Source organism: Microbacterium sp. 69-10 (assembly GCF_001897945.1).
Lineage (GTDB): Bacteria > Actinomycetota > Actinomycetes > Actinomycetales > Microbacteriaceae > Microbacterium.
The window spans coordinates 262,783-283,769 of record NZ_MKRT01000024.1; the positions used below are offsets into that span (position 1 = coordinate 262,783).

At 71.1% G+C, this 20,987-nt stretch carries 18 protein-coding genes and 1 pseudogene; 10 read left to right on the plus strand and 9 right to left on the minus strand.

What is annotated here, in order from left to right:
* The first annotated feature begins 61 nt into the window (after positions 1-61).
* Positions 62-1,273 (plus strand): FtsX-like permease family protein, encoded by a 1,212-nt coding sequence (locus tag BGN97_RS12325; RefSeq protein ID WP_292701872.1) that lies wholly within the window; start codon positions 62-64, stop codon positions 1,271-1,273.
* 32 nt (positions 1,274-1,305) lie between these two features.
* Here BGN97_RS12325 and BGN97_RS12330 read toward each other — a convergent pair whose 3' ends face one another.
* Positions 1,306-2,115 (minus strand): RDD family protein, encoded by an 810-nt coding sequence (locus BGN97_RS12330; protein ID WP_292701875.1) that lies wholly within the window; start codon positions 2,113-2,115, stop codon positions 1,306-1,308.
* Positions 2,116-2,131: 16 nt separating this feature from the next.
* On the opposite strand from BGN97_RS12330, the gene BGN97_RS12335 reads away from it, so the two are divergent.
* Positions 2,132-3,121 carry a stage II sporulation protein M gene (locus tag BGN97_RS12335; protein ID WP_292702199.1) on the plus strand — a complete coding sequence of 330 codons (990 nt, stop codon included), beginning with the start codon at positions 2,132-2,134 and terminating at the stop codon, positions 3,119-3,121.
* 86 nt (positions 3,122-3,207) lie between these two features.
* On the opposite strand, the gene aqpZ is transcribed toward BGN97_RS12335, so the two are convergent.
* Positions 3,208-3,966 (minus strand): aquaporin Z, encoded by a 759-nt coding sequence (gene aqpZ / locus BGN97_RS12340; RefSeq protein WP_292701877.1) that lies wholly within the window; start codon positions 3,964-3,966, stop codon positions 3,208-3,210.
* 144 nt (positions 3,967-4,110) lie between these two features.
* Between aqpZ and BGN97_RS12345 the strand changes: the two genes are divergently transcribed.
* Together BGN97_RS12345 and katG are read left to right on the plus strand one after the other, a co-directional pair.
* Entirely contained in the window at positions 4,111-4,587 is a 477-nt protein-coding gene (locus tag BGN97_RS12345; RefSeq protein WP_292701879.1) for a Fur family transcriptional regulator, read from the plus strand.
* Positions 4,584-6,863, plus strand: coding sequence for a catalase/peroxidase HPI (gene katG, locus BGN97_RS12350; RefSeq protein ID WP_292701882.1), 2,280 nt, complete (start codon positions 4,584-4,586; stop codon positions 6,861-6,863). Before BGN97_RS12345 ends, katG begins: the two co-directional genes overlap by 4 nt.
* A gap of 99 nt (positions 6,864-6,962) precedes the next feature.
* Here the strand turns inward: katG and BGN97_RS12355 are convergent, their stop codons facing one another.
* The 5 genes from BGN97_RS12355 to BGN97_RS12375 form a co-directional block, all read right to left on the minus strand.
* A complete protein-coding gene (locus BGN97_RS12355; RefSeq protein WP_292701885.1) occupies positions 6,963-8,270 on the minus strand; it encodes a DUF58 domain-containing protein in 1,308 nt (435 codons plus the stop codon).
* A 1-nt stretch (position 8,271) separates the two neighbouring features.
* A complete protein-coding gene (locus BGN97_RS12360) occupies positions 8,272-9,195 on the minus strand; it encodes a MoxR family ATPase (protein ID WP_292702202.1) in 924 nt (307 codons plus the stop codon).
* A gap of 83 nt (positions 9,196-9,278) precedes the next feature.
* Entirely contained in the window at positions 9,279-10,493 is a 1,215-nt protein-coding gene (locus BGN97_RS12365) for a DUF4350 domain-containing protein (RefSeq protein WP_292701887.1), read from the minus strand.
* Positions 10,490-11,146, minus strand: coding sequence for a DUF4129 domain-containing protein (locus BGN97_RS12370; RefSeq protein WP_292701889.1), 657 nt, complete (start codon positions 11,144-11,146; stop codon positions 10,490-10,492). Before BGN97_RS12370 ends, BGN97_RS12365 begins: the two co-directional genes overlap by 4 nt.
* On the minus strand, positions 11,143-12,651 hold the full coding sequence (locus BGN97_RS12375; protein WP_292701891.1) for a hypothetical protein: 1,509 nt from the start codon (positions 12,649-12,651) through the stop codon (positions 11,143-11,145). The genes BGN97_RS12370 and BGN97_RS12375 overlap by 4 nt, the downstream gene beginning before the upstream one ends.
* Before the next feature lie 169 nt (positions 12,652-12,820).
* Here BGN97_RS12375 and mtrA point away from each other — a divergent pair, with 169 nt between their 5' ends.
* The 5 genes from mtrA to raiA all read left to right on the plus strand — a co-directional run bounded on the left by mtrA (position 12,821) and on the right by raiA (position 18,401).
* The gene (gene mtrA / locus BGN97_RS12380) at positions 12,821-13,501 is read left to right on the plus strand and encodes an MtrAB system response regulator MtrA (protein WP_292701893.1); all 681 of its coding nucleotides are present in this window, start codon (positions 12,821-12,823) and stop codon (positions 13,499-13,501) included.
* 41 nt (positions 13,502-13,542) lie between these two features.
* Positions 13,543-15,186 carry an MtrAB system histidine kinase MtrB gene (gene mtrB / locus BGN97_RS12385; protein ID WP_292702204.1) on the plus strand — a complete coding sequence of 548 codons (1,644 nt, stop codon included), beginning with the start codon at positions 13,543-13,545 and terminating at the stop codon, positions 15,184-15,186.
* A complete protein-coding gene (locus BGN97_RS12390) occupies positions 15,183-16,889 on the plus strand; it encodes an LpqB family beta-propeller domain-containing protein (protein WP_292701896.1) in 1,707 nt (568 codons plus the stop codon). Before mtrB ends, BGN97_RS12390 begins: the two co-directional genes overlap by 4 nt.
* Positions 16,890-16,988: 99 nt before the next feature.
* Positions 16,989-17,654 (plus strand): phosphoribosyltransferase family protein, encoded by a 666-nt coding sequence (locus tag BGN97_RS12395; RefSeq protein WP_292701898.1) that lies wholly within the window; start codon positions 16,989-16,991, stop codon positions 17,652-17,654.
* A 90-nt stretch (positions 17,655-17,744) separates the two neighbouring features.
* Positions 17,745-18,401 (plus strand): ribosome-associated translation inhibitor RaiA, encoded by a 657-nt coding sequence (gene raiA, locus BGN97_RS12400; RefSeq protein WP_292701901.1) that lies wholly within the window; start codon positions 17,745-17,747, stop codon positions 18,399-18,401.
* A 59-nt stretch (positions 18,402-18,460) separates the two neighbouring features.
* On the opposite strand, the gene BGN97_RS12405 is transcribed toward raiA, so the two are convergent.
* Positions 18,461-19,783, minus strand: coding sequence for a hypothetical protein (locus BGN97_RS12405; protein WP_292701904.1), 1,323 nt, complete (start codon positions 19,781-19,783; stop codon positions 18,461-18,463).
* Between the two features lie 82 nt (positions 19,784-19,865).
* Positions 19,866-20,459, minus strand: a complete 594-nt coding sequence (locus tag BGN97_RS12410) for a PadR family transcriptional regulator (protein WP_292701907.1) — start codon at positions 20,457-20,459, stop codon at positions 19,866-19,868.
* Between the two features lie 210 nt (positions 20,460-20,669).
* Here BGN97_RS12410 and BGN97_RS12415 point away from each other — a divergent pair.
* Positions 20,670-20,987, plus strand: a pseudogene (locus BGN97_RS12415) (preprotein translocase subunit SecA); the annotation flags it as partial.

Sequence of the window (20,987 nt, forward strand, 5' to 3'; positions counted from 1 at the left end):
GCGTGCCGGCCGGTGAAGCCTCCGCGGACGCCGTCGCGGTGGATGCCGTGGAGCGGGCGTCATGAGCTGGCTGATCGGATCGCTCGCGGATGCCTGGGCGGAGATCCGTGTGCACAAGCTGCGCGTCCTGCTCAGCCTGATCGGCATCGCCGTGTCGGTCGCGGCGCTGACCGCCGTCGTGGCCGTCTCGGAGCTCGCCATGCAGTCGCAGACCGAGGAGATGGACCGCTACGGCGGGCGAGAGGCCACCATCGGCGTCACTGCGATCGGGGAGAACGGGCCGGTCGACGCCGCCGCCTTCGATGAGCGGTTCACGAAGGTGTCCGAGCGCTACGGGTTCAGCGATGTAGCCCGCATCGCCGAGGGCCTGATGATCCCCGTCCAGGCGCCGGACGGCCTGCACGACACCTCGGCACGGCTGCTGGATCCCGCGTACGCCAGGATCCACCGCGAGAAGCTGCTCACCGGCCGCGAGTTCCGCGCCGATGACGCCGAGGCGCTCGCTCCGCCCGTGATTGTGTCGGAGGCGCTCTGGAAGGTGCTCGGCAGCGTGCCGATGGCGCAGCATCCGACGCTCACCCTGGCCGGTCCTGCCGGCGGCACCTATCAGATCGTCGGCGTGCGACCCCGGCAGGGGGCGTGGGATGACGAGAAGCGCATCGACGTGCTCTTCGACTCCTACGCGTCGCGCGTGGACAGGCTGCCCGAGGACGCCCAGGTGCGCTACGACATCTGGGTCGGCAGGAAGGACGTCGCCGCCGTCGGTCCCGCCCTCGCGATGGATCTGCGCGCCGGCCTCCCGGCGGAGCAGCAGGTGATCATCAATCGCACGGACTGGGGTGCGAACCCGGGCTACCTGGAGGGACAGCGCATGGTCGAGCTGCTGATCGGCGGCGTCGCGGCCCTGATCCTCGGTCTCGGTGCGCTGAGCCTGATCAACGTGCAGCTGGTCGCGATGCGGCAGCGGGTGCGCGAGATCGGCGTGCGGCGGGCCTTCGGCGCCACTGCCGGACGGATCTTCACCACGGTGCTGCTGGAGAGCCTGGTCGCCACGACCGTCGCCGGTGTGATCGGGATCGCGATCGTGGTCACGGCCCTGCGGATGCCGATGCTGACCGAGTGGCTGTTCCCGGCGCTCGTGGACGTGCCGCCGTTCCCCATGCGCGCGGCGATCACCGGCCTCGTGGCCGCGGTGATCGTCGGCGCAGTCGCCGGTTTCGTCCCGGCGCTGGTCGCGCTGCGGGTGAAGGTGATCGACGCGATCCGCTTCTGAGCGGGAGCGGATGCCGACGGCATCGGCCCGCGTCAGACGCGCACGCGCCGCCCGGTGAGCCGCTCGGCGCGCTCGTCGGCGATGACCAGTGCGCGCTGCTCGCGCTGGCGGCGCAGCACGGTGACCCCGCGCAGCAGGTCCTCCGGCGAGACCGGTGGAACAGGCGAGACGAAGGCCGCGACCTCGGCCGCGAGCTCCTCGGCCACCCGGATGCGGGCGGCGGGGAGGAGCTGATCGGCGTTCGCCAGGAACTGGGAGACGCGCCGGGCGAGGCGGTCGGGGAGCCGCGCGACGTCCGCGATCGGCGCCCACGTCGACAGCGACGGCGGCAGATAGGGCACGTGCGACGGCAGCCGCTGCGCGCGCACCCGCTGCGAGTAGGTGCCGGCGACCAGGTCGCCGAGCCGCTGCGAGCGCGCGGTCACCGCTCCCGCGATCACCGCGCCGCCGCCCAGGGTCATGTAGATCTCCAGCACGCCCACCAGCGCGCGGATGAACGTGTGGCGGAAGGTGATCGCGCCGCCGTCGACGCGCACGATCCGCCCGCCCACCGCGAGCTTGCCCACGCTGCGGCCCCGCATGGCCATCTCGACGGTGATCGGCAGCACCAGGAAGCTGATCACGGCGGCCCAGATGCTGAGGATCGGCAGCGTGTGCAGATCCAGCAGGTTCAGGCTGAGCAGCCAGAACTGCAGGATCTCGAACGCCGCGAACACCGCGAACCCGATGACCATGTCGATCAGGGCGCCGGCGGCCCGCAGCACGAAGCCGATCGGCTGCACGTCGATGGCGACGGCCTCGCCGGAGAGGATCTCCTGCTCATCGGTGATCGGAAGCGACATGAGTAGAGTCAATCACGTGGATGCCGATGCTCTCACCGACATGCGCCGCTCCGAGTGGGAGCGGCTGGACGCCCTCAGCCGCAAGCGGCGGCTGACCGGGACCGAGGTCGACGAGCTCATCACGCGCTACCGTGCGGCATCCGCGGATCTCGCCGAGCTGAAGACCTCCGTCGGCGACTCGCCGCAGGGAGCCTACCTGTCCACGATCCTCGCCGCCGCGCGTCTGCGCTTCACCGGCGCGTCCGACAACATCCTCGCGCAGACCTCGCGGTTCTTCCGGCTGCAGCTGCCGGCGGCGCTGTACCGGCTGCGCTGGACGACCGCGGTCGTCGCTGCGGTCTTCGTGCTGATCGTGCTGATCAGCGGCGCCTGGATCTCGTCGGACCCCGCTCGCATCGCATCCCTGGGGAGCCCGGAGGTGCTCAAGCAGTACGCCGAGCACGACTTCGTCGACTACTACGAGCCGATGGCGTCGTTCGCCGGGCAGGTGTGGTCGAACAACGCCTGGATCGCCCTGCAGTGCGTGCTGTTCGGCGTGACCGGCGTGTGGCCGGTGTGGGTGATCGTGCAGAACGCGATGGGACTGGGCGTGGCGGCGGCGGTGATGGCCTCGCACGATCGCCTGGACGTCATGATGCTGCACATCCTGCCGCACGGCATGCTCGAGCTGACCGCGATCTTCATCGCCGCGGCAGCAGGGCTCCACATCTTCTGGTCGTGGGCGGTGCCGGGGCGGCGCACGCGGGGTGAGTCCCTGGCGGCCGGCGGGCGCTCGCTCGCGACCGTCGCGATGGGCCTGGTCTTCGTGCTGCTGCTGTCGGGACTGGTCGAGGGATTCGTCACCGGATCGGCGCTGCCCTGGCCGGTCAAGATCGGAATCGGCGCCGTCGCTCTCGGCATCGTGCTGTTCTACATGCTGGTCATCGGCCGTCGCGCCGCGCGCGACGGTGAGACGGGCGACCTGATCGAGTACGAGTCCGGCACGCCCACGCTGTTCGCGGGCTGACGCGGTGCGGCGCCCGGAACGCGAGGAGGGGACGGCCTGAGCCGTCCCCTCCTGCATGTGGTGAGGCTGAACTCCTCCGGGCGTCGTCAGGCCTTGGTCGTGCCGTCGAACAGCGCCTTGTAGGCGTAGCCCACGATCAGTGCGCCCACGATCGGGAACACCAGGAACACCCACAGCTGCGCGAGGGACTCGCCGCCGCCGTAGATCGCCGCGGCGATCGAACGAGCCGGGTTGACCGACGTGTTGTCCACCGGGATCGAGATCAGGTGGATCAGCGTGAGGGTGAGGCCGATCGCGATTCCGGCGTTCGCCGTGCCGCGCGTCGCGTGGGTGGAGCCGAGGATGACCATCACGAAGATGCCGGTGAGGATGACCTCGATGATGATCGCCGACATCATGCCGAAGCCGCCGGGGGAGTGCGAGTCCCAGCCGTTGCTGGCGAACCCTGCGTCCTGGGCGGTCTGCGGCCACTTGTCGGGGCCGAACAGTCCGATCAGGACCAGCACGGTCGAGGCGATCACGCCGCCGACGACCTGAGCGATGATGTACGGCGCGACGTCGCGCCACGGGATGCGACCAGCAGCCGCCGCGCCGACGGTGACGGCGGGGTTGAAGTGACCGCCGGAGATCGGCCCGAAGGCGTACACCCCGACGAGCACGGTCAGGCCGAACGCGAGCGCGACAGCGACGTAGACCGCCGAGTTCGCACCGGGGTCGGTGAAGTGGTTCGACGCGAACAGCGCGGTGCCGACGCCGCCGAACACGAGCAGGAACGTGCCGAATCCCTCGGCGGCGAGCTTCGCGCCGAGGGAGGGCTTCTCTGTGGTGCTGACTGACTCAGACATCTTCCATGTCCTTCCGGTCGTGTGCACGGCGAGATCGCCGTGCGAGGACATGATGTCGCCGGTGCTGTGGATATGCTGTGAGGCGCGCCGCGCCGGGGCATCCGCCCTTTTCTTGATTCACTCAAAAGAAGGTAGGATGGAGGCATGCGCGAGGAGCTGATGACGGATGCCGCGGAGGCGGCGATCCGCGCCGCGGGCCTGCGCGTCACCGATTCGCGCCGCGCCGTGTACGACGCACTGCTCGCGCATCCGCACGCCACGGCCGACGCCGTGCACGAGACCGTCCGGGACGTGGTCGCCTCGACCAGCCTGCAGTCCGTGTACAACGCGCTGGGCGACTTCGCCGCGGCAGGACTTGTGCGCCGGATCGAACCCGCAGGGCATCCGATGATGTTCGAGCTGCGCGTCGACGACAACCACCACCACCTGATCTGCACCTCCTGCGGTGCGGTCACCGACGTCGACTGCGCGACCGGCCACGCACCCTGCCTGATCCCCGACGACGCGCACGGCTACCGCATCGCCGTCGCGGAGGTCACGTACTGGGGCCTGTGCGCCTCGTGCGCGGCGCTGCAGACTTCCATTCCTGAAGAACCAACCCCCACCGGAAGGACATCATGACCGACGTTCGCGACGACATGCCCGGCATCGGAGACAACGCTGCCGACATCGACCAGACGAAGACCGTCACCGAGGAGCCCGTCGAGCCGGCGGACGCCGGCGCCTGCCCGGTCATTCACGCTCAGCCGCACCCCACGATGGGCTCGGCCAACCGCGTGTGGTGGCCCGAGCAGCTCAACATCAAGGTGCTCGCCAAGAACGGCGAGCAGCGCAACCCGCTCGGCGCCGACTTCGACTACAAGGCGGCTTTCGAGGCGCTCGACCTCGACGAGGTCAAGAAGGACATCGTCGAGGTGCTCACCACCTCCCAGGACTGGTGGCCCGCCGACTTCGGCCACTACGGACCCCTGATGGTCCGCATGGCCTGGCACAGCGCGGGCACCTACCGCGTGACCGACGGCCGCGGTGGCGGCGGCACCGGACAGCAGCGCTTCGCCCCGCTGAACAGCTGGCCGGACAACGTCGGCCTCGACAAGGCGCGCCGCCTGCTCTGGCCGATCAAGAAGAAGTACGGCCAGGCGCTCTCCTGGGGCGATCTGATGATCCTCGCCGGCAACGCCGCGCTCGAGGACATGGGCTTCAAGACCTTCGGGTTCGCGGGCGGTCGCATCGACGCCTGGGAGCCCGACGACGACGTGTACTGGGGCCCCGAGACCACCTGGCTGGGCGATGAGCGCTACTCCGGCGACCGCGACCTCGAGAAGCCGCTGGCCGCCGTGCAGATGGGGCTCATCTACGTGAACCCCGAGGGCCCGAACGGGAACCCCGACCCGCTGGCATCCGCCCGCGACATCCGCGAGACCTTCGCCCGCATGGCGATGGACGACGAGGAGACCGTCGCGCTGATCGCCGGCGGCCACACCTTCGGCAAGACCCACGGTGCGGCATCCGACTCCAACCTCGAGGACAACCCCGAGGCGGCCGGCCTCGAGATGCAGGGCCTTGGGTGGAAGAACAACAACGGCACCGGCAAGGGCGACGACCAGATCACCTCGGGTCTCGAGGTCACCTGGACCTACCACCCGACGCGCTGGGACAACGAGTTCTTCCACATCCTGTACGCCTACGAGTGGGAGCTGTTCAAGAGCCCGGCCGGCGCCAACCAGTGGCGTCCGATCAACAACGGCGGCGCCGACATGGTGCCGCTGGCGCACTCCGGTGGGCGTCGCGAGCCGCGCATGCTCACCAGCGACCTCGCGCTGCGCTTCGACCCGGAGTACGGCAAGATCTCGCAGCGCTTCAAGGACGACCCCGAGGCGTTCGCCGACGCCTTCGCGCGCGCGTGGTTCAAGCTGACCCACCGCGACATGGGGCCGCGCAGCCGCTACGTCGGCGCAGAGGTGCCCGCGGAGGAGCTCATCTGGCAGGACAACGTGCCGGCCGTCGACCACGCGCTGATCGGCGCGGAGGACGCCGCTGCCCTCAAGCAGCGCGTGCTCGCCTCGGGTCTGAGCGTCTCCGACCTCGTCGCCTTCACCTGGGCGGCGGCTGCGTCGTTCCGCGGCAGCGACAAGCGCGGCGGCATCAACGGCGGCCGGATCCGTCTGGCGCCTCAGAAGGACTGGGAGGCGAACAACCCGGCACGGGTGGCCAGCATCACCGCGGTCCTGGAGGGCATCCAGGCCGAGTTCAACGATGCGCGCACCGATGACGTGCGCGTCTCGTTCGCCGACCTCGTCGTGCTCGCGGGCAACGCGGCCGTCGAGAAGGCCGCTGCCGACGCCGGCGTGCAGGTCGAGGTGGTCTTCCACCCCGGTCGCACCGACGCCACCCAGGAGCAGACCGACGTCGCGTCGTTCGCCTTCCTGGAGCCGAAGGCAGACGGGTTCCGCAACTACGTGTCCCGCGACACCGCCGCCATCCCCGCCGAGCACCTGCTGCTCGACAAGGCCAACCTGCTCACGCTGACCGCGCCCGAGATGACCGTGCTCGTCGGCGGACTGCGCGCGCTGGGCGCGAACTGGGACGGCTCGGAGTACGGCGTGTTCACCGAGCGCCCCGGTGTGCTCAGCAACGACGTGTTCGTGAACCTGCTCGACCTCGGCACCACCTGGAAGCCGCTGGACCCGGGCTCCCACGCGTTCGAGGGCCGCAAGGACGGCTCCGACGAGCTGGTGGGCCGCGGTACGCGCGTCGACCTGCTGTTCGGCTCGAACTCCGAACTGCGCGCGCTCGCCGAGGTGTACGCCTCGGATGACGCTGCCGAGAAGTTCGTCCGCGACTTCGCCGCCGCGTGGGGCAAGGTCACGGAGCTGGATCGCTTCGACCTCGTCTGAGCGCCTCTCGCGGAAAGGCCCTCGCCCCGTTCGGGGCGGGGGCCTTTCCCGTCCTCCGCATCCGGCGTGCCCGGGCGGGTGACGTGCCGCGGATGCCGGCTACAGGCGGCCCGCGGCCTTGAGCTCGAGGTAGCGGTCGGCGATGCGCGGGGGGAGTGCCTCCGGGTCGGCAGCGATGGCCTCACCGCCCGCACGCCGCACGGCATCGGCCACCACCTGTGCGTCGCGCATGGTCTGCTCGGCGGCCGCGGCGAGGTAGACGTCGATGCGCGAGTCGCGACGCTTCGCGACCTGCATGATCGAGTCATCGGTGGCGGAGCCGACCAGCAGCGTGGTGGCCCGCGACGCGTCGGGGAAGGCGCCGAGGAACCCGCGCGCGGACTCCGCGGCATCCTGAGCGGTCAGCACGACGATCAGCGACGGGCGGGTCGTCATGCTGCGCACGGACGCGAACGCCCCCGCCCAGTCGGTGTCGACCAGCCGCGCGTGCACCGGGGCCATGGCGTCCGTGAGCGCGGGGAGGAGCCCTGCACCGTCGACGCCCGTGACGCGGGCCCGCGCGACGCGGTCGTACATCAGCAGGTGCACGTGGTCGCCCGCTCGCGAGGCCAGGGCGGCCAGCAGCAGGGCGGCCTCGAGCGAGGCGTCCAGGCGGGTGCTGTCGCCGACGCGCGCTGCTGCCGTGCGGCCGGTGTCGATCAGGATCACGACATGCCTGTCGCGCTCCGGACGCCAGGTGCGCAGCATGGTGGTGCCGGCCCGCGCGGTCGCCCGCCAGTCGATCGACCGGATGTCGTCGCCGCGCACGTACTCGCGCAGCGAGTCGAACTCGGTGCCCTGGCCGCGCACCTGGATCGAGGTGTTCCCGTCCAGCTCCCGCAGCCGCGCGAGACGAGAGGGGAGGTGCTTGCGGGACGTGAAGGCGGGCAGCACGCGCAGCGCGCCGCGCACGTCGTGGCCGGCCTGGCGGCCCGCCAGGCCCAGCGGCCCCCGCGAGCGGATCACCGCGAAGTCGCTGACGAGTTCGCCGCGCCGGCGGGGGAGCAGGGGAATCTGCATGCGACGCCGTTCACCGGGCGGGATGCTGATCCGTTCACGCTCCAGTGGTGCGCCGGCCGTGGGCTGCCAGGCATCGCGCAGCCAGCCGCGCAGCGTGCGCGTGCCTGTGTTCTGCACGGCGATGCTCACCGCGACCGGCTCGCCGAGGCGGGCTCTCGTCGGCACCTGACGCGTGACCACGACCGCCCGCGGACTCGCCGCGAGCGCGACGTCCAGCCCGACCAGCAGCGCGCACAGCAGCAGCCACGCGCCGAACACCGCCCACGCCGGATAGCCGAGCGCGCTCAGCAGCACGATCGGCACGATCCCCAGCGCGACCAGCGGCGCCAGCAGTGCGGTCACGAACATGTCAGATCGGCACCCGCGTCTGCTGCACGACGGACTGCAGCACGGCATCCGCCGACATGCCCTCCATCTGCGCATCGGGACGCAGCTGCAGGCGGTGTCGCCAGACCGGCATCAGCATGGTCTGCACGTGGTCGGGCGTGACCGCCGTGGAGGCGTTCAGCCATGCCCACGCCTTCGCGGCGGCGAGCAGCGCCGTCGATGCGCGCGGACTCGCACCCAGCTCGACCGAGGGCGACAGCCGCGTCGCGCGCGCCAGGTCCACCACGTAGCCGAGCACGTCATCGGTCACCCGCACGCGAGCCGCGGCGTCCTGCGCCGCGCGGATCTCGTCGCCGCTCACGGCCGGCTGCACGCCGGTGAGCAGGCGCGGCGAGAAGCCGTCGGCATGCAGACGCAGCACCGAGACCTCGGCGTCGCGCTCGGGCATGCCGACCACGAGCTTCATCAGGAATCGGTCCAGCTGCGCCTCGGGCAGCGTGTAGGTGCCCTCGTGCTCGACCGGGTTCTGCGTCGCCGCGACGAGGAACGGGTCCGGCAGCGTGCGGCTGACGCCGTCGGCCGAGACCTGGCGCTCCTCCATGGCCTCCAGCAGCGCGGCCTGGGTCTTGGGAGGCGTGCGGTTGATCTCGTCGGCGAGCAGGATGTTCGTGAACACCGGCCCCTCGCGGAACTCGAACTCGCCGGTGCGCGCGTCGTACACCAGCGAGCCCGTCACATCGCCCGGCATGAGGTCGGGCGTGAACTGCACGCGCTTGGTGTCCAGCCCCACTGCGCGGGCGAAGCTGCGCACCACGAGCGTCTTGGCGACGCCGGGCACGCCCTCCAGCAGCACGTGGCCGCGGGCGAGCAGGGCGACCAGCAGACCCGTGACGGTGCCTGCCTGGCCGATCACGGCCTTGTCGACCTCGGCGCGCACCCGGTGCATGGCCTGGCGCAGGGCGTCGTCGTCCGCCGGGATCGCACCGGCGTGGACGTCGGGGGCCGGGGTGGTGGGGATCTGCTCGTCGCTCACGGGCGGTTCCTTTCGATGTGGACGGTGTTCTCGACCGCGGTCTCCAGCTCGGCGAGACGGCGGGCGAGGTCGATGAGCTCGTGGTCGCTCTGCGGCGCCGGGCCGCCGAGCAGGTCGTACAGTGAGGTGCGCGGCACACCGAGGCGATCGGATGCGGCGTCCGCGACCTCCTCGATCGAGGCGCGCGGCCCCAGCGCCAGTCGCGCCGACAGGCGGATGACCGTGCCGGCGCGGATCGAGTCGCCGGCGTGCGCGGCATCCGCGGCCTTCGCCGTGAGCCGCGCACGCCCCTGCATGGTCTCGGAGGCGCGCACGGTCACCGGCAGCGACTCCGCGACGAGCGGCCCGAAGCGGCGACCCCGCCACCAGATGGCGGCGAGGCCTGCGACGAGCAGCATCAGGATCGCGGGCGTGACCCACTCGGGGGTGAGGCTGCCGAGGTTCTTCTGGTCTGAGGAGATGTCGCTGTCGGAGAGCGACGGCTGATACCAGACGACCCGCTCGGTCTGCGCGAGCAGGGCGAGTCCGAGCGCGGCGTTGCCGTCCTCGGCCAGTGCGTCGTTCGAGAACAGCCGTGCGCCCTCGACCAGGGTGACCGTGCGTCCCCCCTCGGTGCTGCGCACGACAGCGGCAGCGCCGGACTCGGTGCGGAAGCAGCCGTCGGCACCCGCGGAGGGGGTGAACATCCGCTCGGCGCGGATGTCGCCGACGCGTGCGAACTCAGGGGCGTCGCACTGCGCGTCGACCCTGCCTCCTTCGAGAGGGGCGTCCTCTCCGAGGTCCAGCAGGCGCAGCATCCGGGCGCTGCTGGTGAGCAGCACGACGCGGTCGGCGCGTTCCAGCAGGGTGTTCACGGCCTTGTCGGTGAGGGCGTACGGATCGGTCAGCACCAGCGTGGTGCCCGGGCGCAGAGCGGATGCCGCGGCGGCACGACTGTCGGTGACCTCGACGTCCACACCGCGGTCGCGCACCAGTTCGGCCAGAGCCTTCGCCCCGCTCGGGCTGGGGCTCTGCGGGTTCAGCGTGCCGCCGAGGTCGGGACTCGTGACGATGAACCGCATCGACAGGAGGGTGATGCCCACCAGCAGCACGATCACGAGCAGCCACCCGACGACGCGGCCGGTGCGCCCCGGCGCCGAACGCGCGGCGGTGCTGGCGGGAGACTCCTCGGCGTTCGAGGTCTCGGCGGGGGCGGTCGGGGCGAGCGTCATGCCGGCACCGCCTCGGGGGAGCCCAGCACCGGTGCGGCGGAGCGCAGGTCGTCATCGGTGGAGGCCAGTGCACGGTATGCGGCCTCGTCGGCGGGAGTGCGAAGATAGCGGACCGCGTCGAAGACGGTGGCCGCATCGTGCAGGCGGTCGGCGAAGCCGGGGAACGGAATGCGCGCCTCGCGCGCGATGCCCTGGGCGGTGGCACCCGGGGCGGGATCGATCAGGTCGCGCTCCAACAGGCCGCGTGCCAGTGCGCGATAGCGCAGCACGATCGCGGCATCCCAGTCCTGCTCGCGAGCCAGACGCTCGGCGTCGGCGCGCAGCTGGGCCGCCGTGCGGTCGTCGCGCTCGCCGAGCAGGTCGCGGCGGCGCGCCACGGCACGCGAGGCGCGGGGGCGCCCCCACACCAGCAGCGCCACGACCAGGGCCGCGATCACGACGACGATGATCAGCGTCAGCGCGAACGGCGCCACACCGCCGGCGCCGTTCCGGGTGAACAGATTCACGAACCACTGCACGATGCCGGTGACGAACTCGTCGAACCAGGTCGGCTTGGCGGCCTGATACTCCTGCTTCGACAGCTCCTCTGCGGCCTGACGTCGCGCATCGTCCCCGTCGGGGACGAAGACGTCGGCGAGGGGGAGCAGGATCATGCGTCTCCGCCCGGGGGAGCCCACGGGCTGGCGGAGGAGGGCGGGATCACGTGCGGAGGCTGCGGGGCGCGCGGGTCGGACGCGGGGGTCTGCTGCTCGGATGCCGGCGGAGCCGCGTACGGGGATGCGGGTGCGGAGGGCGCAACCTGCGCCGCACCCGGCGCCGTGGACGGGGCCTCCGGGCCACCGGGATGCGCGGCAGTCGTCGGGTATCCCGGCTGGGCGCCGTACGGGGCCTGCGGATGCGTCGGTTGAGCGCCGTACGCCGGCTGACCGTAGGCCGGCTGGGACCCGTACGCGGGCGGTGCCGGATAGCCCTGCGCGGGGTACGACTGCGCGGGGTACGTCTGCGTGGGGTACGGATACTGACCGGGGTACGGGTACTGGCCCGGGTAGGCGGCGTAGGCCGGCTTCTGCACGGGTGGGGGATTCTTCGACACCGCGCGCTCGGGGTCCACGGCGAACGGGTCGCCGAGCTGGTCGTCCGGAGTGCCCTGCGCGCTGAGCTCGACGTACCGGATCAGGGCCTGGTCCAGTCCCTCGTACCGCATCCGGCTGTCGATGTAGATCAGCGTGCCGCCAGTCCCCGTGACGACCAGCGCGATCGCCTGGACCGCGAGCACCAGGACCTGCGGGATGACGTTCGCGAGCACCACCGTGATCATCGCGCTCGTCTCGTCGCCGCCACCGGTCGGGCTCAGGATGCCGCCGATGATGCCCGAGAACAGCGAGGCCGGCATCGCGACGACCTGCACCGCGATGCCCATGATCGCGCCGATCACGAACATCACGCCGAAGGCGAACCAGAACCTGCCGCGGATGAGCCGCCAGGAGCGCACCACGGCGCCGCGGATCGTCGCCCGCTCGAGCACCAGCACAGCGGGGACCACCAGGAGCTTGGTGGTCAGCCACACGTACAGCGGGATGCTGCCGAGTCCCAGCAGCAGCCCCAGGATCACGGCCAGAGCGATCGCGCCGCCGTTGTCGGGGCCCAGAGCGGCGAGAATGCCGCCCACCACGCCGAAGAGCAGGGCCACCCAGAGCAGCGCCGCCAGTCCCTGCAGCAGCGAGTAGGAGAACAGCCTCCAGAACGCGGGCTTCACGCGCGACCAGAGCAGCCGCAGCGACGCCTTGCGGGACACGGTCGCGAACGAGACATCGGCAGCCACCAGCCCCTGCACCACCGAGGTGAAGGCGACGGAGGCCAGGCCCATCACGACCGCGGCCAGGCCACCGAGCGCCGTGGACCCGATGAGGATCGGCCAGTAGTCGGGGGAGGAGGGCGGCACGGACTGGATGCGCACCGCGATGAACCAGACCATCAGGATCAGCACGCCCACGGTGGCCAGCGTCACGATGAACTCGACCACGATCGCGAATCCGAACAGCACCTTCGGGTTGTGCCGCAGGGCGGCGAAGGCCCGGCCGAGCACCATGCCGAAGGTCATCGGATGCAACGGGATGGCGCCCTTCTTGGGCGCGGGCGTCCAGGTCTGACCGCTCATCGGCACTCCCCTCCATGTGCATGTCCATCGTGGCACAGGGCGCGTGGATTGCGCGGGCACGCGATCCACTCCGGTACGAGACCCGGTTTCTCAAGTAGGCTGATCCGAGTCGCGCGCGGCAGGGGAATCGACGCGCTGCTTCGCAGAGAAAGATGAGGCTGGGCAGAAGATGACCTCACGGATCCTCGTGGTGGACGATGACACGGCGCTCGCCGAGATGATCGGGATCGTGCTGCGCACCGAGGGATTCGACGTGCTGTTCTGCGCCGACGGGGCGCAGGCCGTGGACGAGTGGCGGAGTTCGCGCCCCGACCTCGTGCTGCTGGACCTCATGCTCCCCGGCATGGACGGCATCGAGATCTGCACCCGCATCCGTGCCGAGTCCGGCGTGCCGATCATCATGCTCACCGCGCGCACCGACACCGCCGACGTCGTCCGAGGGCTCGAGGTGGGCGCGGACGACTACATCGTCAAGCCCTTCAACCCGAAGGAGCTCGTCGCCCGCATCCGCACCCGCCTCCGCCCCGCTCCGCAGGCGACCGCCGAGGTGCTGCGCGTGGGCGACCTCACCGTCGACGTCGACGCCCACGAGGTGCGCCGCGGATCCACGCCGATCGCGCTGACGCCGCTGGAGTTCCAGTTGCTGGTCGCACTGGCCTCCAAGCCGCAGCAGGTCTTCTCCCGCGAGATGCTGCTCGAGCAGGTCTGGGGCTACCACTACAAGGCCGACACCCGCCTGGTGAACGTGCACGTGCAGCGGCTGCGTGCGAAGGTCGAGCTCGACCCGGACAACCCGCGCATCGTCATGACCGTGCGCGGCGTCGGGTACCGCGCCGGGAGCGTCAGCTAGGAGATCCCGTGATCGCGACGACCGCGACGCGGGTGCAGGCCGTGGACTGGCGGTCCCCGCGCAGCTGGCCCGGGGCAGTGATCGCCGAATGGCGACACTCGATGCGGTTCCGCGCCACCGTCATCACACTGGTGGCCACGGCGCTGACGATCCTCGTCACCTGCGTCATCATGGGGCTGGTCATCCGCAACGACCTCTTCGAAGCGCGCAAGGACGAGGCGCTGCACAACTCGCGCGCCGCCGTCGCGCAGGCTCAGCGGGTGCTCGAGTCCGGTGTGGCGGGCGACGACCGCGCCGCCCTGTCCAGCCTGTGGCGTCAGGCGCAGAACGAGCTGGGCCGTGCGGCATCGTCGAAGCTCATCGTTGGCGTGGTGTCCGAGCCGCTCGGCGACGGCTACATCCCGCCGGGCTTCAACAGCCAGCAGTTCAGCCCCGCGCAGCTCAGCGGCGAGCTGCTCACCCGGGTGAAGGATGTTCCGGCCCGGCAGGCGTGGCAGTCCATCGCGCTCTCCCACAGCGACGCTCCGGACTCGGCGGGGATCGTCGTGGGCCAGATCCTCGAGATCAGGGGTGTCGCGCGCTACGAGGTCTACATCGCGTACGACCTGGCCGACACCGACGAGACCCTGCAGTTCGTGCAGCGCACCCTGTGGCTCGCCGGGCTCGCGCTGGTCACGCTGATCGCGGGCATCCTCTGGCTGGTGCTGAGGTCCGTGTCGGTGCCGATCATCGAGGCCGCGGAGACCAGCGCGAGGCTCGCGTCGGGAGACCTCGGCGTGCGGCTGCGCGTGCACGGCGCCGACGAGCTGGCCAGCCTCGGGCACTCCTTCAACGCCATGGCCGACAGCATCGAGGCGCAGATCAAGGAGCTCGCCGAACTCTCGCTCGTGCAGCAGCGCTTCGTCTCGGACGTTTCGCACGAGCTGCGCACGCCGCTCACGACCATCCGGCTCGCCGCCGAGATGATCAACGATCAGAAGGACCAGTTCGACCCGACCACCGCCCGGACGGCCGAGCTGCTGCACACCCAGGTGCAGCGCTTCGAGACGCTGCTCTCGGACCTGCTGGAGATCAGCCGCTACGACGCCGGATCCGTGCAGCTCGAGGTTGAGGCGACTAGCCTCGCGCAGCTGGCCGAGGAGCTGGTCGAGCAGATGAGGCCGCTGGCGGAGACGCACGGCATCGAGCTGCGGATGGTGGCCCCTGGAGGGTACTCGCCCGTCGACATGGACCCGCGCCGGGTGCGCCGGGTGCTCCGCAACCTCATCGGCAACGCGATCGAGCACGGGGAGGGGCAGCCGGTGGTGGTCACGGTCGACAGCAATCAGCACGCCGTCGCCGTGGGTGTTCGGGACTTCGGGATGGGCATGCGCCCCGAGGACGCCGAGCACGTGTTCGACCGATTCTGGCGTGCCGACCCCTCGCGCAAGCGCACCATCGGCGGGACGGGGCTCGGGCTCTCGATCGCGCTGGGCGACGCCAGGCTGCACGGCGGCACTCTGCAGGTGTGGTCCGAGCTCGGCGTGGGCAGCAACTTCGTGCTCACGATCCCGCGCGCCGGCGGCGAGGCCACCGGTCAGGGGCCGATCCCGCTCGAACCGCCGGAGACCCTCGCCGACCTCGGCAGCGTCACGCAGCCGATCGTCGTGCGCCGCTCCGACCCGGAAGGGGGCGATCGCTCATGAGGCGCATCCGCGGCATCCGTCTTCTCGCCGTCGCCGTCGTCAGCCTGCTGCTCGCCGGCTGCACGGGTCTGCCCACTTCGGGACCGCCGAACCCCGGCCTCGCGATCGGGGGCGAGGAGGACACGCTGATCTACACCCCGATCGCGTCAGGACCCAAGCCGGGCGACAGCCCGGAGGGCATCGTGAAGGGCTTCCTGGAGGCGTCGATGACCCCGGCGGACAACTGGGAGATCGCGCAGGAGTTCCTCACCGACGACTTCCGGCCGACGTGGAAGCCGGGGACTTCGGTGACGATCGACGAGTCCGTCGAGCAGCGGAACTTCCAGTCCTCGGTCGACTCCGATGACAAGTCGGCGAAGAACGCGGAGGTGCACGCCCAGTTCGATCAGGTGGCAGGTGTGGATGCCTCCGGAGCGTACAACGCGGAGTCGGGCACCGCGAAGGCCACCTACCAGCTCAAGCGGGTCAAGGGCGAGTGGAGGATCGCCAAGGCCTCCGACGGGATCGTGCTGGACGCAGCGACGTTCGGACAGGTCTACCAGAAGTACGCGCTGAAGTACTTCGACACCAGCTGGTCGCACCTCGTCCCCGATGTGCGCTGGTTCCCGCGCCGCACGGCCATGGCGACGTCCGTGGCACGGGCGCTGATCTCGGGCAAGCCCAGTGACTGGCTGGCGCCCGCGGTGCACAACGCCTTCACCGAGGACATCACCCTCGCGGGCGACGCCGTGACCGTCGACTCCTCGCAGGTGGCGACGGTCGCGCTCTCACGCAGCGCGCTGTCGGCGTCGGCATCCGATCTCGCCCGCATGCGCACGCAGCTGGAGGGGAGCCTGTCCGGCGCCGGCGTCGCCGAAGTGCGATTCACCGTCGACGGCGCGCCGCTGGAGGCCGGCACCGTCCCCCTGGACGAGAACATCCAGGAGGCCGGGGTGCTCGTGCAGAACGCCGAGACGTTCGGACGGGCCGTGTCGGGCGAAACGATCGAGCCGGTCGGCGGGCTGACCGCTCAGATCGCCAAGATCACGGCTCCGATCCGCGCCGTGGACGTGTCGCTGGATGCCACCCTCGCGGCTGTGCAGATGCAGGACGGCACCGTGTGGGCCCTGGCGGACGGGAACTCCACGAAGCTCGACGCGCGCGCCGACCTGATCGAACCGTCCCTGGACCCGTTCGGCTTCACCTGGACCGTCCCGCGCGGCGCGCCGGGTGAACTGCAGGCGTGGGGCGCGCAGGGTCCGCCGTCGCATCCGATCGCGAAGGCCTGGCCGGGCTACGACTCCATCAGCCAGCTCCGGATCTCGGCCGACGGCGCCCGCGTCGCCGCGGTCGCGACGCAGGCGGGACAGCGTCAGCTGGTCGTGGCCGCGGTGCTGCGCGGCAAGTCTTCCGAGCCCACCGAGCTCGGTCCGCCGCACGTGGTGAGCCGTCTTCCGGGCCCGACGCTCGGGCTGGGATGGGTCGGCTCGGACACCCTCGCTGTGCTCACCAGCACGCCGGATCCGGCGTTGACGATGTACCCGGTGGGCGGTCCCTCCGTCGCGACCGCCCCACCGGATGCCGCGGCGACGCTCGCCGGGGCCAAGGCCACGACAGGCCTGCGCGTGCTCGGCTCGGACGGCTCCGTCTACGCGCAGCGCGGATCGTCGTGGCAGGTGTCCATCGAGGGCATCCGCGTGCTCGGGACCCGCGCCGGGTACTGAGCTCCGACTGGTCCTGCACATCACCCGGCCTCCGGGACTTTGTGCACGGATGCCGTGAACCGGCGCCCGTGCGCGGCGCGGGCGGGCCAGGATCGTCGGATGGGTCACGGACGCGCGCGACGGATCGCCGAGGAGCTGCTGGCGCTGCTGCTGGCGGCCGCATGCCCCGGCTGCGATCGCACGGGGGAGCTGCTGTGCGACGAGTGCCGGCGGATGCTGATCGCCGACCCGCTCGATCTGAGCACGCCCGGCGGTCTCGTCGTGCACGCGGCGCTGAGGTACGAGGGCGTGCCGGCCCGATGCATCCGCCGTGTCAAGGAGGAGGGAGCGACCGCGCTGGCCCGCCCGCTGGGGAGTGCGCTGTCGGTCACCCTGGCCGCGCATGCGCCGCGGAGCGCCCTTCTCGTCCCCGTGCCGACGAGCCGCGCGGCGTTCCGGCGCCGCGGCTACCGCGTGCCCGAGCTGCTGATCCGGCGAGCCGGCGGCCGAGGAGAGCGGATGCTGCGCACGGCCCGCCGCACGCGGGATCAGCGTGACCTGAACCGGGAGGAGCGGGCCCGCAACGTCGCGGGCAGCATGCGGATCGCGGGTGCTCCCGGAGCGGGTCGCGAGGTCGTGATCGTCGACGACGTGGTCACGACGGGCGCGACCCTCGACGAGGCAGCCCGGGCGCTTCGCGCAGCCGGATACCGGCCCCTGTGCGCGGTCGCGCTGGCCGCCACGCCCGGACGTCACGACACACGGAAAATCCAGGTGAACGGATAGTGACATGTCCGGGCGCGGGGACTAGCGTAGGGGTTCACAAGGCGACCACGGTCCGCCCTTGGCCGGGAGGACCGGGACAAGGAGGCAGTGATGGAAACGAGCATCGTCGGCGTCGGAGTGAGCATCTCCGACCGGTTCCGCACGGTTGTCGAGGAGAAGACGGCGCGTATTCAGACGCTCGCGCCGCGAGCTCTCCGGCTCGAGATCAAGGTCACCCATCGGGCCTATCGCAACGGTCGCGTCCCTGATGAGACGGTGGAGCTCACGCTCCTCGGGAAGGGACCGGTCATCCGGGCGGAGGCTGTCGACGCGGACAAGTTCACCGCGCTGGACATGGCGCTGGACAAGCTCGCGGAGCAGCTCCGGCGCGCGAAGGAGAAGAGGATCGACGGCCGCAACCAGGCCCGAGGCGCCCACTTCGAGAAGGGCAGCGGATCGCTCGCCGGCATCGACGTGCAGCCGGCCTCCGTGGATGTGCTCACGGCTGTCGCGACCGGGGCCATCCCGGTCGTGGAGGACGAGGAGGAGACGTACTCGCCCGTCGTCATCCGCACGAAGAACTTCGACGCCGAATGGATGACCGTGGAGGAGGCCGTCGACCGGATGGAACTGGTCGGGCACGACTTCTTCCTCTTCGTCGACGCCCGCACCGACCACCCGAGCGTGGTCTACCGCCGCAAGGGCTGGGACTACGGCGTGATCTCCCTGACCACGGCCGCGCCGCCCGCGGAGGCGCTGGCATCCTGACCGACTGACACGAAGAGGCGCCCTCCCCGATCGGGGAGGGCGCCTCTTCGTGCGGTCGATCAGTCGAAGATGCCGTCCAGGATGCTGCCGATCACCAGGCCGCCGAGCACACCGCTGACAATGTCGCCGCCGCCCCCGCTGCGGCGTCCGCCGCCGCCCCAGCCGTCGCCGCCCCAAGGCTGCTGCTGCGGGCGGGAGGAGTCGATGTCGCGCTGGGCCAGCTGCAGTGCCTCGGATGCCAGCTGCGCGACGCGACGCGCGGACGAGAGCGCCTGCTCGCGGGTGTCCTCCGCGGAGATCATGCCGGGCACGTCGACGCGCAGCCGCTCCGCCTCGGCGAGACGGGTGCGGGCGTCCGCCCCGATCCAGCCGCGGTGACCGGCGATCAGGCCGCGGGCCACTCCCAGCTGGCGGTCGGCGTCGTCCAGCGCGTGCTGCACCTGTTCGACGGAGGGGAGCGGATGCTGCATCCGGTACTGCGCCTTAGCGATCGCGTCGTCCAGTGCGCTGTTCGCCGCCCGCAGCCGCGTGAGCTCGGCGAACGGGTCATTCGGGGTGCCGGTCGGCGCCAGCGCGCCCAGAGCCGCTTCGAGGGCGGCTGCGGCTGCGGTGACCTCGGGCGTCTGCGGTGCGTTGCGCGCCGCGACGATGTCTCCGCGCGAGTCGGCGACCACGTTCGCGAGCGTCGACTCCGCGCGCAGGGCCTGGATCTCGAAGTCCTCGACCGCGTCGAGCATCGCACCGGCGCGGCGCACCGCCTCCGTGGCGGTCTCGAGGGCGAGGTTGGCCTCCTCGTTCTGCTTGGCGGCCCGGCGTCGCTCGGAGACATCGGCTCCGTGGGTGGCGAACGCGATGAGCTGCTCGGCCTCGTCGCCCGACGACGCGATGCGTCGCATGGCCGTCTCGGAGTACCGCGACGACAGCCGAGCGATCGTGTCGCGGGCCTGCGGGATGCGGGCCCCGAGCGCCTCGGCGTCCCGGCGGACCTGCGCCGTCACCTCAGGCGCGCGACGCACCTTGGCGATGGTCTCGGCCAGCGTGCCGGTCTTCTCGTCGAGCAGGGACTCCGCCCATTCGCACAGCTGCGCGATCCGCGCGTTGCGGGTGCGCAGCTCCTCGACCGTGTCCGGGATCTCGTCGTGGTTCAGCTGATGAAGCTGGAACGCCTCGCGCAGGTGCAGGCGCACGGCATCCAGGGCCGCCTTCAGGTCCGCGGTCAGGGAGTCGCCGAGCTCCGCCTGCGCGAACGCCAGCTCATCGGACGTGGTGCGGATGCGTTCGTCCGCGGCCACCAGCGCCTGCTCGGCACGGCGCGCGAGATCCGCGTCCTGCGCTGCGAGCGCTTCCTCTTCACGTCTACGTCTGCCCCAGAATCCGGCCATGAACCGATCCTACGAGCCTCGTGTGATGCGGGTGCTGTGCATCCGATGCGCCTTCGGCGAACACCCGCCCGCCCGCGGGTCGCTAGGCGGCGTCCTCCGCGCGCGGTGGCCGCCCTCTCCGCGGGGTCTGCGCGCTGAGCGGCAGCTCGCGGGTGCGCGACGAGCCGGGCGGCAACTGCGACGCCACATGGTCGAGCCACCGCACCTCCGCCTCGGCGCGGAAGATGAGTGCGTCGGCGACGAGAGCCGCGGCCAGGTCCTCGCCGCCGGACGTGCTCAGCGGTCGGGCCGCGCGCAGCTCTTCGAGCGCCGCGAGCGACGCCTCGCGCTGGAGGCGCATCACGGACGCGACGTCCACGCCGGGGAGGGTCGCCGCCAATGCGAGCTTGATCGGCAGCTCATCGCGCGTGCCGGCCTGCTGCGGGACGGGGGAGTCCAGCCAGTTCCGCACCTCGCCGCGACCGGCATCCGTGATCGCGTAGTAGACGTGCCCCTGGTCGTCGACGTCGCCCTTCCGCACCAGGCCGTCCCGCTCCAGCCGTTCGAGGGTGTTGTAGATCTGGCCGACGTTGAGCGGCCACGTCGATCCGGTGCGGCGGTCGAATTCGGCGCGCAGCTGGTATCCGTAGCACGGACCCTGATCGAGGATGGCGAGCAGGCTCTGGCGGACGGACATGCGGTCTCCGATCATCTCCCGGTATTGCATTGCCGAGTATATGCATGCCCGGAAACGTTGTGGCGACGGCGAGATCCGCGTGTCCTGTTCGCGCTCAGCGTGGCCGGCCGGCTCCGCAGCGCACAGCGGATGCATGTCACGGGCCGGTAACATGACACGGTATGCCCGGCGACGACCCTTGCCGGCACCCGAGATCCAAGGGAGACATCCGTGGCGAATCCTCTCGAGAAGATGCTGCGCGCCGGCGAAGGACGCATCCTTCGCAGGCTCAAGCAGACCGTCAAGGCCGTGAACGCGCTGGAGGACGACTTCGAGAAGCTCACCGATGAGGAGCTGCGCGGCGAGACCGCCGAGCTGCGGGCACGCTACGAGAAGGGCGAGACCCTCGACCAGCTCCTGCCGGAGGCGTTCGCCGCCGTCCGCGAGGCCGCGCGCCGTACCCTCGGCATGCGCGCCTACGACGTGCAGATCATGGGCGGTGCCGCCCTGCACAACGGCAACATCGCCGAGATGAAGACCGGTGAGGGC

Excerpts from the sequence above, each read along its gene's own strand:
- mtrA (WP_292701893.1), top strand. The coding sequence starts at position 12,821 with ATGACCTCACGGATCCTCGTGGTGGACGATGACACGGCGCTCGCCGAG.
- BGN97_RS12390 (WP_292701896.1), top strand. The coding sequence starts at position 15,183 with ATGAGGCGCATCCGCGGCATCCGTCTTCTCGCCGTCGCCGTCGTCAGC.
- BGN97_RS12325 (WP_292701872.1), top strand. The coding sequence starts at position 62 with ATGAGCTGGCTGATCGGATCGCTCGCGGATGCCTGGGCGGAGATCCGT.
- raiA (WP_292701901.1), top strand. The coding sequence starts at position 17,745 with ATGGAAACGAGCATCGTCGGCGTCGGAGTGAGCATCTCCGACCGGTTC.
- BGN97_RS12360 (WP_292702202.1), bottom strand. The coding sequence starts at position 9,195 with ATGCACCGGGTGCGCGCCGAGGTCGACAAGGCCGTGATCGGCCAGGCA.
- BGN97_RS12405 (WP_292701904.1), bottom strand. The coding sequence starts at position 19,783 with ATGGCCGGATTCTGGGGCAGACGTAGACGTGAAGAGGAAGCGCTCGCA.
- BGN97_RS12330 (WP_292701875.1), bottom strand. The coding sequence starts at position 2,115 with ATGTCGCTTCCGATCACCGATGAGCAGGAGATCCTCTCCGGCGAGGCC.
- BGN97_RS12410 (WP_292701907.1), bottom strand. The coding sequence starts at position 20,459 with ATGTCCGTCCGCCAGAGCCTGCTCGCCATCCTCGATCAGGGTCCGTGC.
- BGN97_RS12365 (WP_292701887.1), bottom strand. The coding sequence starts at position 10,493 with ATGACGCTCGCCCCGACCGCCCCCGCCGAGACCTCGAACGCCGAGGAG.
- BGN97_RS12355 (WP_292701885.1), bottom strand. The coding sequence starts at position 8,270 with ATGTTCGTGACCGCACTGCTGGCGCCGCTGGTCGCGCTGGGGATCGTG.
- katG (WP_292701882.1), top strand. The coding sequence starts at position 4,584 with ATGACCGACGTTCGCGACGACATGCCCGGCATCGGAGACAACGCTGCC.
- BGN97_RS12375 (WP_292701891.1), bottom strand. The coding sequence starts at position 12,651 with ATGAGCGGTCAGACCTGGACGCCCGCGCCCAAGAAGGGCGCCATCCCG.
- BGN97_RS12370 (WP_292701889.1), bottom strand. The coding sequence starts at position 11,146 with ATGATCCTGCTCCCCCTCGCCGACGTCTTCGTCCCCGACGGGGACGAT.
- BGN97_RS12345 (WP_292701879.1), top strand. The coding sequence starts at position 4,111 with ATGCGCGAGGAGCTGATGACGGATGCCGCGGAGGCGGCGATCCGCGCC.
- aqpZ (WP_292701877.1), bottom strand. The coding sequence starts at position 3,966 with ATGTCTGAGTCAGTCAGCACCACAGAGAAGCCCTCCCTCGGCGCGAAG.
- BGN97_RS12395 (WP_292701898.1), top strand. The coding sequence starts at position 16,989 with ATGGGTCACGGACGCGCGCGACGGATCGCCGAGGAGCTGCTGGCGCTG.